Annotated in this window: 13 protein-coding genes and 1 other annotated feature; of the genes, 11 read left to right on the top strand and 2 right to left on the bottom strand. The window is 46.1% G+C overall.

Translation table 11 applies throughout. The annotated features are described in order from the left end of the window. The first annotated feature begins 14 nt into the window (after nt 1–14). From LCM29_RS01535 to LCM29_RS01570, 8 genes are all read left to right on the top strand, one after another. Nucleotides 15–656: an O-methyltransferase gene (locus LCM29_RS01535; protein ID WP_224862724.1), complete on the top strand. Its 642-nt coding sequence runs from the start codon at nt 15–17 to the stop codon at nt 654–656. A gap of 16 nt (nt 657–672) precedes the next feature. Next, the gene (gene udk / locus LCM29_RS01540) at nt 673–1,308 is read left to right on the top strand and encodes a uridine kinase (RefSeq protein WP_074035132.1); all 636 of its coding nucleotides are present in this window, start codon (nt 673–675) and stop codon (nt 1,306–1,308) included. A 66-nt stretch (nt 1,309–1,374) separates the two neighbouring features. Beyond that, on the top strand, nt 1,375–1,848 hold the full coding sequence (gene greA, locus LCM29_RS01545; protein WP_074035127.1) for a transcription elongation factor GreA: 474 nt from the start codon (nt 1,375–1,377) through the stop codon (nt 1,846–1,848). Nucleotides 1,849–1,902: 54 nt separating this feature from the next. After that, complete coding sequence (gene mtnN, locus LCM29_RS01550; protein ID WP_224860508.1) at nt 1,903–2,604, top strand: 5'-methylthioadenosine/S-adenosylhomocysteine nucleosidase; 702 nt, start codon at nt 1,903–1,905, stop codon at nt 2,602–2,604. 85 nt (nt 2,605–2,689) lie between these two features. Beyond that, entirely contained in the window at nt 2,690–3,649 is a 960-nt protein-coding gene (locus tag LCM29_RS01555; RefSeq protein WP_224860510.1) for a beta-ketoacyl-ACP synthase III, read from the top strand. Further along, on the top strand, nt 3,646–4,878 hold the full coding sequence (fabF, locus tag LCM29_RS01560) for a beta-ketoacyl-ACP synthase II (protein WP_214695452.1): 1,233 nt from the start codon (nt 3,646–3,648) through the stop codon (nt 4,876–4,878). The genes LCM29_RS01555 and fabF overlap by 4 nt, the downstream gene beginning before the upstream one ends. A 66-nt stretch (nt 4,879–4,944) precedes the next feature. Continuing rightward, nucleotides 4,945–6,477 (top strand): peptide ABC transporter substrate-binding protein, encoded by a 1,533-nt coding sequence (locus tag LCM29_RS01565; RefSeq protein WP_224860512.1) that lies wholly within the window; start codon nt 4,945–4,947, stop codon nt 6,475–6,477. 202 nt (nt 6,478–6,679) lie between these two features. After that, nucleotides 6,680–8,338, top strand: coding sequence for a peptide ABC transporter substrate-binding protein (locus LCM29_RS01570; protein ID WP_224860514.1), 1,659 nt, complete (start codon nt 6,680–6,682; stop codon nt 8,336–8,338). Nucleotides 8,339–8,444: 106 nt separating this feature from the next. Here LCM29_RS01570 and trpS read toward each other — a convergent pair whose 3' ends face one another. Further along, nucleotides 8,445–9,446 (bottom strand): tryptophan--tRNA ligase, encoded by a 1,002-nt coding sequence (gene trpS / locus LCM29_RS01575; protein WP_214815784.1) that lies wholly within the window; start codon nt 9,444–9,446, stop codon nt 8,445–8,447. Nucleotides 9,447–9,497: 51 nt separating this feature from the next. Further along, nucleotides 9,498–9,704: a binding site (T-box leader), on the bottom strand. A gap of 42 nt (nt 9,705–9,746) precedes the next feature. Beyond that, complete coding sequence (locus LCM29_RS01580; RefSeq protein WP_224860516.1) at nt 9,747–10,115, bottom strand: DUF3899 domain-containing protein; 369 nt, start codon at nt 10,113–10,115, stop codon at nt 9,747–9,749. Between the two features lie 269 nt (nt 10,116–10,384). Here LCM29_RS01580 and LCM29_RS01585 point away from each other — a divergent pair, with 269 nt between their 5' ends. The 3 genes from LCM29_RS01585 to opp3C all read left to right on the top strand — a co-directional run bounded on the left by LCM29_RS01585 (nt 10,385) and on the right by opp3C (nt 14,262). Then, nucleotides 10,385–12,004, top strand: a complete 1,620-nt coding sequence (locus LCM29_RS01585; protein WP_224860517.1) for a peptide ABC transporter substrate-binding protein — start codon at nt 10,385–10,387, stop codon at nt 12,002–12,004. Nucleotides 12,005–12,310: 306 nt separating this feature from the next. Next, nucleotides 12,311–13,237, top strand: coding sequence for an oligopeptide ABC transporter permease (opp3b, locus tag LCM29_RS01590; protein ID WP_214695468.1), 927 nt, complete (start codon nt 12,311–12,313; stop codon nt 13,235–13,237). Next, nucleotides 13,237–14,262 carry an oligopeptide ABC transporter permease gene (gene opp3C, locus LCM29_RS01595; RefSeq protein WP_412093968.1) on the top strand — a complete coding sequence of 342 codons (1,026 nt, stop codon included), beginning with the start codon at nt 13,237–13,239 and terminating at the stop codon, nt 14,260–14,262. Before opp3b ends, opp3C begins: the two co-directional genes overlap by 1 nt. Nucleotides 14,263–14,274 lie beyond the last annotated feature (12 nt).

Raw genomic sequence — 14,274 nt, forward strand, 5'->3', positions numbered from 1 at the left:
AAGAGGTGGAACGAGTGGACCATGCATCCTATGAGGGATATGTAGAACAATTGATCAACGACCGCTCTCCGCTGTTGACGGAGATGGAGGCATTTGCGCGAGAACATCACGTCCCGATCATGGACCTGACGGGCTCTGAAGTGCTTCTCTCTTTGTTGGCGATGCAGCGACCGACCCGCATCCTTGAGGTGGGGACGGCAATTGGCTACAGTGCAATCCGTATGGCAGAGTTGTTACCAGATGCCGAAATCGTCACGATTGAACGAAATGCTCGTCGATTCGAAGAGGCGACTAGTTTTATCGGACGATCTGATGTTCGCGATCGCATCAAATTGATTCACGGCGATGCCGTTGAATTGATTGGTTCGATTGAAGGTGAGTTCGATGCCGTGTTTATTGATGCGGCAAAAGGACAATATCAAAAATTTTTTGATGGGTATGGCGCTTTAGTACCAATTGGTGGTACGATTTACAGCGATAATTTGTTTTTACGAGGGGACGTCTTACTCGAAGACGTGTCAGTACTCGACCGACGTCGACGCCGGCTTGTCCGTCTCGTGAAGCAGTTTACTGAGCAATTGATGGCACGGACCGATTATCATACTGCAATTTTGCCCCTTGGTGATGGCCTAGCAATCAGTCGTAAATTACGATGAGGAGGACTTAACTTTGATGCAACATAAACCCGTCATTATTGGCGTGGCCGGGGGTACCGGATCTGGAAAAACGACCGTGGCCCGAGCGCTCGTCGATGCGTTTAAAGGTCAATCGGTCGTCATGATTGAACAAGACGCGTATTATAAAGATCAATCTGAAATGACGATGGAGGAGCGGTACAAGACGAACTACGACCACCCCTTCGCCTTTGATAACGATTTGCTAATTGAACATATCCAACAATTGCAACAACATCAGGCTGTCGAGAAGCCGGTATATGACTACGCGGCCCATACACGCTCTGATGAGACGATCTTGATCGAACCGGTCGATGTCGTCATCGTTGAGGGGATTTTAGCACTTGAAGATGCCCGTTTGCGTGAATTGATGGATATTAAGGTGTTCGTGGATACGGATGCTGACGTTCGCATCCTGCGCCGCATGCAGCGGGATATCAATGAACGTGGACGTTCGATCGATTCGGTCGTGGCACAGTACACGAATGTCGTTCGTCCGATGCATTTGCAGTTCTGCGAGCCGACGAAGCGGTATGCGGACATCATCGTTCCTGAAGGCGGAGAAAACTTTGTCGCAATCGATTTACTCGTGACGAAGATCCGTTGGGTGCTCACTGAGCGTAATCGCGCGTGAGGAAATAAATCGTTTTCAATTTACCCTAGCTGTAATATACTAGGAGACAATGAAGGAGTGACAGAAATGGCTGAAAAACAACACTATATGACGTTAGACGGAAAAGCGAAGATCGAGAATGAATTAAACGAACTGAAGACGGTCCGCCGTAAAGAAGTCGTTGAAAATATTAAGATTGCTCGTGATTTCGGTGACTTATCAGAAAACGCGGAATACGACGCGGCGAAAGAAGAACAAGCGATGGTCGAAGGACGAATCGCACAATTAGAAGAAATGCTCCGCAACGCAGTCATCATTCAAGATGATGCAGGCGATAACTCGGTTGTCTCAATCGGGAAAACTGTGACATTCTTCATCCAAGAAGATAACGAAGACGAGACATACACAATCGTCGGTGGTGCCGAGGCAGACCCGTTCACAGGGAAAATCTCGAACGAATCACCAATCGCGAAAGCACTTCTTGGCCGTACGATCGGAGATGTGGTCACGGTTCAAACACCAGGTGGCGACATGATTGTCGAAATCAAAGAAATCAAATAAGTTGTTGAGCGACCTCCATCTTGGAAGTCGCTCTCTTTCTGAGGAGGAATCGGAATGAAAGTTGGAATCATCGGTGCGATGGAAGAAGAAGTGAATTTGCTTCGGAACGAACTAACTGAACGTAAAGATACAGAAATCGCAAGCTATCATTTTTATGAAGGGTATCTTGGGAACATGCAAGTCGTCATCTTGAAGTCAGGCATCGGGAAAGTCAATGCCGCGATCGGGACAACACTTTTGATTGATAAGTTCAAACCGGACGTCGTCATTAATACGGGTTCTGCCGGCGGATTTAAAAAAGGGATGAAAGTCGGTGACGTCGTCGTCTCAACGGAAGTACGTCACCACGATGTTGACGTGACAGCATTCGGCTATGAGTACGGACAGGTACCAGGAATGCCACCAGCATATGAAGCTGATCCAAAGCTCATCAGCGTCTGTAAAGATGTGATTGAAAGCTTAACGGACGTGAACGTGCATCAAGGATTGATTGTAACGGGAGATTCGTTCATCAACGACTCAAAACGTGTAGCGGACATCCTTGGCCATTTCGATGGCGTCGCTGCCGTCGAGATGGAAGCTGCTCCAATCGCGCAAACGTGTTACCAGTTCGGTGTCCCGTTCGTCGTCACACGCTCGATTTCAGACAGCGCGGACGAAGAGGCGAACTTATCGTTTGATGAATTTTTAGAGACGGCATCGATCAACTCTGCGAAGATGGTCATGGCTGTCACGAAACGCCTCGAACAAGCTTAATCGATTGATCATGAGGAGGATGCATTGACATCCTCTTTTTATTCCCTTATATTAGTACCAGATACTAAGAATAGGGGTCGACGATATGAATATTGGAATCATCGGCATCGGATCGTTCTTACCGGACAATCGGGTGACAAATATCGATTTAGAAAAACGAATGGATACGAGCGATGAGTGGATTCGTACGCGTACAGGCATCGAGGCACGACATTTAGCAGAAAGTGACGTATCAGTCTCGGATATGGCGACACGTGCCGCAGAGCGGGCGTTACAGAGCGCTGGGGTCAGCATCGATGAGATTGAGGCGATTGTCTGTGCGACGGCGACTGCGCCAGCTTTCCCGGCAACCGCGTGCGTGGTTCAGGCGAATCTTGGCGCGAAAGCCGCTGTGGCGTTCGACGTCAGTGCAGCATGTAGCGGATTTATCTTCGCGATGGATACAGCGAAAAGTCTGATGGATTCGAAAGGCTTCAAGAAAACGCTCGTCATCGGAGCAGAGAAGATGGGAAGTTTGATTGACTGGGATGACCGGTCGACAGCTGTCCTATTCGGAGACGGAGCTGGAGCTGTCGTACTCGGGGAAGACGAGATTGCTTCAATCGACTCCATCATACTTGGAAGTGACGGGACAGGTGGCAAGCACTTGTATGAAAACGATGAAGGAAAGATCGTCATGAACGGTCGCGAAGTGTTTAAGTTCGCCGTGCGGAAAATGCCGGAAATCGTGCTCGAATCGTTAAACAAGGCCGACAAGTCGTTAAACGACCTCGACGTCCTTGTGCCGCACCAAGCAAATCGTCGAATCATCGATGCGGCGATGGAACGTTTAGATTTAGAAGATGAGAAAGTCGTCATGACCATTCAAGACCATGCGAATACATCAGCGGCATCCATTCCGCTCGCCTTAGCGGAAGCCGTCAAATCTGGTAAAATCCAAGATGGACAAACGGTCGTCATCGCAGGGTTTGGTGCCGGACTCACGTGGGGTGCAAGCTGTCTGACATGGAATCATGCAACAATTACGGAGGGGAATCATTCATGAAACGAGTAGTAGTGACAGGATTAGGAGTCGTATCACCGTTAGGGAACGACGTGTCGACAATGTGGGACCGTCTTTTAAAAGGGGACAACGCAATCGATACGTTGACGAAAATCGACATCAGCCAATATCCGGCAAAAGTCGGAGCGGAAGTGAAAGAGTGGAACATCGAACACTTGGTCGAACCAAAAGAAGCGCGTAAAATGGATTCGTTCATCCAATACTCACTTTTGGCGGCAGACGCTGCCCATAAAGATAGCGGACTCGATGTCAAAGCGATTGCGGATGAAGTCGGAACGTGGATCGGGAGCGGGATCGGCGGCGTCGAAACAATCGACAAACAGTCAGCCATCCTTCATGACCGTGGCCCTCGTCGTGTGAGCCCGTTCTTCATTCCAATGATGATTCCGAACATGGCGAGCGGACAAGTGTCGATCTACCTCGGGGCTAAAGGACCAAGTAACTGTTCCGTGACAGCGTGTGCATCAGGGACGAACTCAATCGGAGAAGCGTTCCGCGTCATTCAACGAGGAGATGCGATTGCCATGTTCGCCGGTGGAGCGGAAGCGCCGATCACACCACTCTCGTTCGCAGGCTTCTGTTCGAACAAAGCACTTTCAACGAATCCGGACCCGAATACAGCGTGCCGTCCATTCGACGAGAACCGCGACGGGTTTGTCATGGGTGAAGGCGCTGGCGTACTCGTATTAGAAGAGTATGAACATGCGAAGGCACGTGGAGCGAAAATGTATGCAGAAGTCGTCGGATACGGGATGAGTTCAGACGCCTATCACATCACTGCACCATCACCAGAAGCAGAAGGCGGGTCAAAAGCAATGAGTGAGGCGATTCGCGATGCAGGAATCAAGCCGGAAGACGTGCAATACATCAATGCACACGGTACGAGCACGCCGCTCAACGATATGCTTGAGACGAAAGCGATTCGTCGTGTGTTTGGGGAACACGCCGACAAACTCGCAGTCAACTCGTCGAAATCGATGATTGGTCATCTTCTCGGAGGAGCAGGGGGCGTCGAGGCAGTTATCACAGCCCTTTCGATTCATGAAGGGAAGATTCATCCGACAATTAACTGTGAATCACCTGCAGCCGATTGTGACCTTGATTATGTACGTGAAGGAAATCGGGAACTTGACATTCAGTATGCACTCAGTAACTCACTTGGCTTCGGGGGCCACAATGCGACACTCGCATTTGCGAAAGTGACGAACTGACGGTAGAAAAATCATTCAAAAAAGGTTAGGGTATAAGGGTTGGTCTAACAGAAAGGAGTGCAACGAATGAACAAGAAATCATTCATCGTGGCCGCCTTGTTAGGTTCAGTCCTTATCCTTTTTTTATTCATTTGGAACGAACAACGAGAGCAGTCACGTGAACTACTACTACCAGAAGAACAAACACTTACGATTCATGGAGAATCTCTTCCGACTCAACCGGACGTCATGCTCGCGATTGACCCGGCATCCCAAACCGTATTGTCACATCTATATGAGGGACTCTACCGATTCGGTGCAGATGGGGCGATTGAACCGGGACTCGTCGAGAAGTTAGAACGATCTGAAGACGGAACGGTCTATACGTTCACATTGAAAGAAAGTGTGACGACAGAAGGGAATGCAGTTACCGCGCAGACGTTCGTCGACCATTTCCGTAAACTCGTCGATGACGAGACGAACTCACCATTTAGTTTTTTACTCGCGGATGTCCAATCTGCGAAAGAAATCGGGCTAGGACAACAAGAACCGGATACGTTAGGTGTTCAAGCAAACGATGAGCGAACGCTCGAGATCACACTCATCCGTCCGATGGAAGGATTCGAAAGAATTTTTGCAATGCCAGCGTTTTTACCGCAGCCATCCGTGACAACATGGGATGAGTTAGAAACGAACGGTCCGTTTGAATTGAATCAGATAGATGATACAAGCATCTCGTTACATAAAAACGAAACGTATCGTGAGGCTGACAACGTTACGCTTGAAACGATTACCATTCGAAGTGACTCAAATCTGACTGAGACGTCTGGGATGCATCCAATTCCATATGACTTTGACACTTCTACCATTGATAAGGAAGTCATGAACATTGAGGACGTTCCGAGAAGTGGCGTGTTTTATTTAAAACCGAACGTTGAAAAAGCGCCATTCGACGATATTGCGTTTCGACAAGCCCTCGCACTGACACTTGAGCGAACGACACTCGAAGAATCGCTTGCACGAGCGGAACAAACGACCGAACGACTTCTCGTCATGGATGAAGAAGCTTCGGTTGCCGAGTTGGAAGGCGATGCCAACCAATTATTTGAAACCGTGAAAAAACGGTTAAAAACAGAAACAATCGAGATTGAATTGCTTAGCTTTGTCGATGAAGAAGCACGTGAAATTTCGACAAGATTAAAAGAGAATTTGGAACAATTGGACGGGTTGACCGTCAAGGTCGTAGAGCTTCCACTTGGAGATAAAGTTAGGAAAGAAGTCTCAGGAAATTATTCCTTTTCGTTGTCAGGATGGCAACCGGACTATCCGATGCTATCTGCCTATTTGACGCAATTCGAGTCTGACGATGTGCTCAATTCAAGTCGATATGCAAATGAGTCATACGATCAATTGATGGATCAGGCCCGCTCCACCGAGAGTTTGGACGAACGTAATATCATTTTACGAAACGCGGAAGCGAAGCTGTTAGAAGAGGCAGTTGTTATGCCAATCTATCAAGCAGGGCGTTCTTATTTAGTTGAAAAAGGATACGATCAGATCGGTTATCCGGTCATCGGTCCTTCATATGTCCTAAGCTTTTCGAAAAAATACGAAAATTGAGCTAAAGGCCCGCCGCTCTAGGCGGGCTTTTTGACTATAGAGAAAATTTTTTAGAAAAATCAAAATAAACACTTTGCAAAATTATCAGAATATTGTATTATTGCATCAACGGGATTTTGGTAACAAATACTGTCAGAAGAAATGACTGAATTTTCTACCATCATTCACTTCGTTAAAACGAAAAAATCAGGGGGTCATCGCAATGAATAAGAAAAAAGGTTTTGCTTTAGCATCTTCGGTTACACTTCTTTCAAGTGCTTTCCTAGCTGCATGTTCGACAGGGGATGAAGACACAGGGTCTTCAAACGGATCAGGTTCAGAAGGTTCTGCAGACGAAGCGCAAGTCCTCAACTTGCTCGACGGTTCAGACATTCCTTCACTTAACCCAACACTCGCAACAGACGCTGTTTCGTTCAACGTTTTAAACAACGTCAACGAAGGTCTCTACCGCATGGACGAGAACGATGAGCCAACTGCAGGTATGGCTGAAGACCACGACGTTTCAGAAGACGGGAAGACGTACACGTTCAAAATCCGTGAAGGCGCTACTTGGTCAAACGGGGAGCCTGTCACAGCGAACGACTTCGAATACGCTTGGAAAGAAGTACTCAACCCAGATAACGCTTCACAATATGCTTACGTTATGTCAGTCATCGAAGGCGCAGAAGCGTACAACACTGGCGAAGGCGAACGCGATGCAGTAGGCGTTAAAGCACTCGACGATCAAACGCTTGAAGTTAAATTGACAGCACCAGCTGACTACTTCCTCGGATTGACAAGCTTCGGCGTGTTCATGCCAAAACTTGAGTCATTCGATAAAGAGCAAGGCGAAAACTTCGGTACATCTGCAGAGACAACTCTCTACAACGGACCGTTCAAACTCGACAGCTGGGAGCGCGAGCAAGGCTGGAAAATGGTCAAGAACGAAGACTATTGGGATGCGGACACAGTTAAACTTGAAGAAATCAACGTTAAAGTCGTTAAAGAAGTTTCAACAGGTGTTAACTTGTATGAAAACGGTGACGTTGACCGCACAGGCTTGACTTCTGAGCTCGTAGCTCAATATCAAGACAACGAAGACTTCTCAACTGTCGTTGAGCCAACACTCTTCTACCTCCAGTTCAACACTGCAGTGGAAGCGCTTGACAACCAAAAAATCCGTAACGCCATTGACCGTGCGTATGACAAAACTGCCATCGCAGAAACGCTTCTTGCGAACGGTTCAATTCCTGCAAACTACTTCGTACCAAAAGACTTCGTAACAGGTCCAGACGGAAAAGACTTCCGTGAAGGAAATGGCGATATCGGCGGATACAACGTGGAAGAAGCTCAAAAACTTTGGGAAGAGGGACTTTCTGAACTCGGAACAGACAAAGTTGAGCTTGAACTCCTCAACTATGACTCAGAGTCTGCGAAGCAAATCGGTGAGTTCATCAAAGGTGAACTTGAGAAGAACCTTCCAGGTATGAGTGTTTCAATCAAGCAACAACCGTTCAACAACAAACTTGACCTTGAGAACAAAGGAGAGTTTGAATTCACATTCGCTGGTTGGGGTCCTGACTACCAAGATCCAATGACGTTCGTTGACCTCTTCGTCACAGACGGACCATACAACCGTGGTAAGTGGTCGAACGAAGAGTTCGATAAACTCATCGCAGATGCGAAAGCAAGCACAGATCCAGCTGAGCGTTGGACTCAAATGCAAGAAGCTGAGAAGATCGTTCTTGAAGAGAGCGCAATCTCACCAGTTTACCAACGTGGATCTGCTCGCCTCACGAAGCCATATGTTAAAGGCATCGTTGAGCACGCATTCGGTGCAGACTACTCTTACAAGTGGGCTTCAATCGAAGGTAAAGAATAATTTTAATTCACGCTTAAAAGAGAGAGAGGGACGCCTGTCTCTCTTTTTTATGCAATTATTTATACAAAAAAAGAACCCTCGCTTAGAGAGTTCTAACAAGACAAACTTATTTTTTTACTTTGGCACGTTTACGACTGAGACCCATCGCTTTCTCGATCTTCGCAAGATTTTTATTCGCGACAGCTTCAGCCTTGGCACGTCCTGCATCGAGAATCTCATCGAGTTCTGGAGAATCAATCAATTCATGATAACGAGCTTGAATCGGTTCGAGCAAGGCGACAACGGCTTCTGCCACATCTTGTTTAAATGTGCCGTAATTTGAATTCTCGTATTGCTTGACGAGGTCATCAATTGATGTACCTGTCGAAAGTGAATAAATTTCTAATAAGTTTGAGATCCCTGGTTTGTTCTCACGGTCGAACGAGATGACGCCACTTGAATCAGTTACGGCACTCTTGATTTTCTTGCGGATGACATTCGGCTCGTCGAGCATCGAAATGTATCCTTTGGCGTTTGTGTCGGATTTTGACATTTTTTTCACGGGATTTGTGAGAGACATGATGCGTGCGCCTTCTTTTTGAATGAGTGGTTCAGGCATCGTGAACGTTTCGTAGTAACGTTTGTTGAACCGTTCCGCCAAATCACGAGTCAATTCGATATGTTGTTTTTGGTCATCTCCGACAGGAACGAGTTCCGTATTGTATAACAAAATGTCAGATGCCATAAGTGTTGGATAAACGAACAATCCGGCTCCAACATTCTCATTGCCTTGCGATTTATCTTTATACTGTGTCATGCGACCAAGCTCACCCATTCCCGCGATGCATGTTAACATCCATCCGAGTTGAGCGTGCGCCTTCACTTCAGATTGAACGAAGATTGTCGCTTTCTCTGGGTCGAGACCAGAAGCGAGATAAAGCGCCGCTAGTTTTCGTGTGTTGTTCATTAACTCGACACGATCGAGTTGTACGGTGATGGAATGCAAATCGACGATGCAATAATACGCATTGTTATCATCTTGAAGATCGACGAATTGTTTCATCGCGCCTAAGTAGTTCCCGAGCGTCACGACGCCGGTCGGTTTGATTCCTGAAAAAATCGTTGCCATGTGTATACACCTCCGAAGAATATAAAAAAACCGCAGTCGTCCGCCCGAATAAATCGGGACGAATAACCGCGGTGCCACCCAAATTTGCATAAACTATGCCACTTGAACGCTGTAACGGGCGTGAATCGTCTCGCCATACTTACATTCAGGCGAGCCACTCCGAAGTCCATTCATTCAAGTCTTTTCATCTACTCGCAGCACCGTAGACTCTCTGAGGAAAAGGGGAATTGAATTACTTGTCTTCATCCAAGTGTTCTTATTCTGAATCTAGTTTAGCATAGGATCATGCTCTCGAAAAGATTAAATCAACGCGACGATAAACGAGAGAGCGATACTTCCCACACCGACAAACACCCAGTTCCAAGCCGATTGCTTACGAAGTTGTCGATCTTCAGGATCTTCTTCTTCATCCTCTTCATAATCCGCATCGATTTCTTTAAGCTTTGCACGTCGACTTCGCTTGAAACCGTACATGATGCCATCGAACAATCCTGTTGCACTCATATGTGAAAACATCCCGATTGCAAAAGTGAGAATACCTGAAACAAATAGGCCACCACTCAAATGAAACAGGAAAGATTCGCTTCGGAAATATGAAAAAATGGACCAAACCGTGTACAGGATTGTGACAATCCCCCAAACAATCAATATATTTCGAAACTTTTTCAACGATGTAATCTCCTTTCGCGCCATAAAGGGAACGAGTAACCGTTCCGTGTTTCTTCTATGATACTAGTAAGGCAGGGAAGAATGCGAGTATGAATTTCAAGTAGCATGGTAGCGTTTTATTATGTAGTTGACAGTTTGATTAAAAATTTCTTACAATAGCCCTAACGTTCTTTCGTCGAATACTTTATGAAATATTCAGAAAATTAAAGAAAAAGTAAGATGTTCATTCGACGAATGGCTAGCTTTTTAATACGAAAGGGGAAATCGCAATGAAGAAAAAATCGATTTTGCTCATGATGACGATCATCTTGGCACTCGGTTCAGTACTCGCGGCTTGTTCGACAGGCGGAGACTCTGATGGCGGCGGTTCTTCTTCAAACGGAGAAAAAGTTCTTCGTTTGACGGATACGTCAGACATCACAACAGCCGATCCGGCTCTTGCTACAGACGCGGTCGCATTCAACTTGATCGCCAACACCATGGAAGGTCTTTACCGTCTTGATAAAGATGGAAATGCCGTACCCGCTCTCGCTGAAGGCGAACCAGAAGTAAACGAAGATGAGACGGTTTACACATTCAAACTTCGTGACGCTGAATGGTCAAACGGAGAACCGGTTACAGCCAACGATTTCGTGTATGCATGGCAACGTGCTGTTGATCCTGCAACAGGTTCACAGTATGCATACATCATGAACACAGTTAAAAATGCTGAAGCCATCAACACAGGTGACACACCAAAAGAAGAGCTTGGCGTAAAAGCAATCGATGAGAAAACACTCGAAGTCACACTCGAGCGTCCAGACCCATCATTCCTTTCACTTACTTCATTCGGTACATTCACACCGATCAATGAAGCATTCGCTACAGAAAAAGGTGAAGACTTCACGACTGGTCCTGAAAACCTTCTTTATAACGGACCGTTCACATGGACTAAATGGGATCGTGAACAAGGCTATGTCCTAACGAAAAACGAATCATATTGGGATGCAGAAAATGTTGCTCTTGACGCGGTTGACGTGAAAGTTGTTAAAGAGACATCTACAGTCGTAAACTTGTATGAAGCTGGGGATGTTGACTATGCAGGTCTCGCATCAGAACAAGTTGCTGCTTTCCAAGAAGATGAAGATTACAACACAGGTCTTCGTTCTGCTATCGGATATTTCAAATTCAACCATGAAGATGAAATCTTCTCTGATGTGAATGCACGTAAAGCAATCGCACGTGCGGTCGATCCAACTGGAATCATCGACCAACTCTTGAACAACGGTTCAATTGCAACAACATCATTCATTCCAAAAGACTTCATCAAATATGAAGACGGAACGGATTACACTGAAGGTGTTGAGTACTTCCAAACAAACGCTGACGAAGCTGCTTCACTTTGGGAAGAAGCAACAGGCGGAGAAGCGACTACAATCGAACTCCTCTCGTTCGATAGCGAAGTTTCAAAACAAATCTCTGAGTACATGAAAGGTCAAATTGAGTCGAACTTGCCGAACGTAACGGTTGAAATCGCTCAACAACCTTTCAACAACAAACTTGAGCGTGAAGCAAACGGTGACTACCAAATGTCATTCGCACTTTGGGGACCTGACTACCAAGATCCACTTACGAACCTTGGTATCTTCACATCAGACAACGGACAAAACGACATTAACTATGCGTCATCTGAATATGACCAGTTGATTGATGAAGCGTCTGCTGAAACAAACATCGATGCACGTTATGACTTGTTCAAAGAAGCTGAGGCTCTCTTAATCGAACAAGACCAAGCGATTATGCCGATTTATCAAGCTGGTGTGGCGTACTTGATTCGTCCAAACATCGAAAACTTTAACCGTCAACTGTTCGGTGCTGATTACCAGTACAAATACGTTGATATCAAGTAATGGGATGAGGGGGCATGCGAACCGCATGTCCCCGATTTTCTAAAAAATTCTACCGAAGTAAGAGAAAATACTGTTCAAATGTTTTGTTGGTAAAGTATAATGTAGTAACAGTGAAAATTCAGAATAATCTCTGAAAAGAATATTCTTTGTTTTCAGCCGCTGTGCTAAGAGCCTTGAGATGACGTATACGCTATTCTTTCAGAATATTCCTTTCATTTTGTGAATTTGAAAAATAGGTCATATGTCATAGTGAAGCTGTTGGTGCAAGTAGTAGAAAGAATTAGAAAAAACAGGGGGTTTTTATTCATGGGACGTTATATCCTACAACGGCTGACTTACGGCCTCATCACGTTCTTCTTGATTGCCACGTTCACGTTCTTCCTGATGGACCTGCTCCCAGGTTCACCGTATCAGAACCAGGAAAAACTGACAGAATCACAAATTCAATTATTGAATGACCGCTACGGACTCAACGATCCGCTTCCGGTCCGTTATGCGACGTACATCGGAAACATGCTCCAAGGTGACCTTGGCGTTTCATTCCGTACGGCGAACCGTCCAGTAACTGAATTGATTATGGAACGAATTGGTCCTTCGGCACAATTAGGGCTCCAGGCATTAGTTCTCGGAACTCTTGTAGGCGTATTGTTAGGTGTTGTTGCGGCGATTCGTCACAATACGGTCATTGACTATGGTTCAATGTTCGTATCGGTAATCGGGATTTCTGTCCCATCGTTCGTTTTTGCAGCCCTCCTTCAGTACTATGTCGGAGTTAAATTGCAGTTGCTTCCAGTTGCATTCTGGGAAACACCAGCACATACAGTCTTACCAACAATCTCGTTGTCACTCGGTGTCACGGCAGCGATTGCCCGTTTCGTCCGAACCGAGATGTTAGAGGTTACCGGACAAGACTACGTCACGCTTGCGAAAGCGAAAGGGTTGACGGGTAACGCCATCGTGTGGAAACACATGGTTCGTAACGCGATGATTCCTGCCATCACCATCCTTGGACCGATGACAGCTGGACTCTTAACGGGTACATTCGTTATCGAGAAAATCTTCGCTGTACCAGGACTCGGTGAATTGTTCGTCACGTCAATCACGTTGAACGACTACTCTGTCATCATGGGAACGACATTGTTCTTCTCAGGATTGTTCATTATTATCATTTTGCTTGTCGACTTGCTCTATGGGGTTGTTGACCCACGTATTCGTCTTGGGGGGAATAACTGATGATTGAAAACAAAAAGAATTACGAACAGTTCGACCAAGACATGTTCACACCTGTTGAGATGAATGAGCAGCTTGGTGAACGAATCGCTGGGAAAAGTTTAAACTTCTGGCAAGATGCATGGATGCGCCTAAAGAAAAACAAAGCGGCCATCATCTCGCTATCAATTATTTTAATTCTCGTTGCACTTGCATTGTTTGGACCGATGTTATCGGCTCGTGATGCGTATGAACAAAACATTTCACAAGCGAAACTTCCTCCAAAAGTCACAGGTCTTGAATGGGCTGGATTTGATGGGATGGCGACACTCGGTGGACGCGATATCGACTTCTACGAACAAAAGAATGTAGAAGAGAACTTCTGGTTCGGTACGGATTATCTCGGACGTGATCTCTGGTCACGTATTTGGGAAGGGACTCGTATTTCCCTCTTCATCGGTTTCGTTGCGGCCATCATCGATACATTGATTGGTGTCGCATACGGTGGTGTCTCAGCTTACTTCGGTGGACGTACGGATAACATCATGCAACGTATTGTTGAGATCTTGACAGGTGTACCTAACTTGATCTTAATCATCTTGTTCATCTTAATCTTTGACCCTGGTGTATTCACCATCATCCTCGCCATGGCCATCACTGGTTGGATCGGGATGAGTCGACTCGTTCGTGGTCAGATTTTGAAACTCAAAAACCAAGAGTTTGTCTTGGCAGCTCGCACACTTGGTGCATCTAGTACGCGTTTGATTTTCAAACACTTGATTCCAAACACATTGGGTGCGATTATCATCACGCTCATGTTCACGATTCCATCTGCCATCTTCTTCGAGGCATTCCTCAGCTTTATCGGGATCGGGCTTCAACCGCCACAGGCATCACTCGGTACGTTGATCAACGATGGATACAAAGAACTACGGACATTCCCGTTCCTTCTTATTATCCCGTCGGTCATCATCGTCTTGCTCATGGTCAGCTTCAACTTGCTTGCCGATGGCTTGCGTGATGCGTTCGATCCGAAAATGCGTAAATAAAAAAGAAAGAGG

Origin of the sequence: Exiguobacterium aestuarii, from assembly GCF_020171655.1 — a bacterium.
Taxonomy (GTDB): Bacteria; Bacillota; Bacilli; order Exiguobacteriales; family Exiguobacteriaceae; genus Exiguobacterium; species Exiguobacterium aestuarii_A.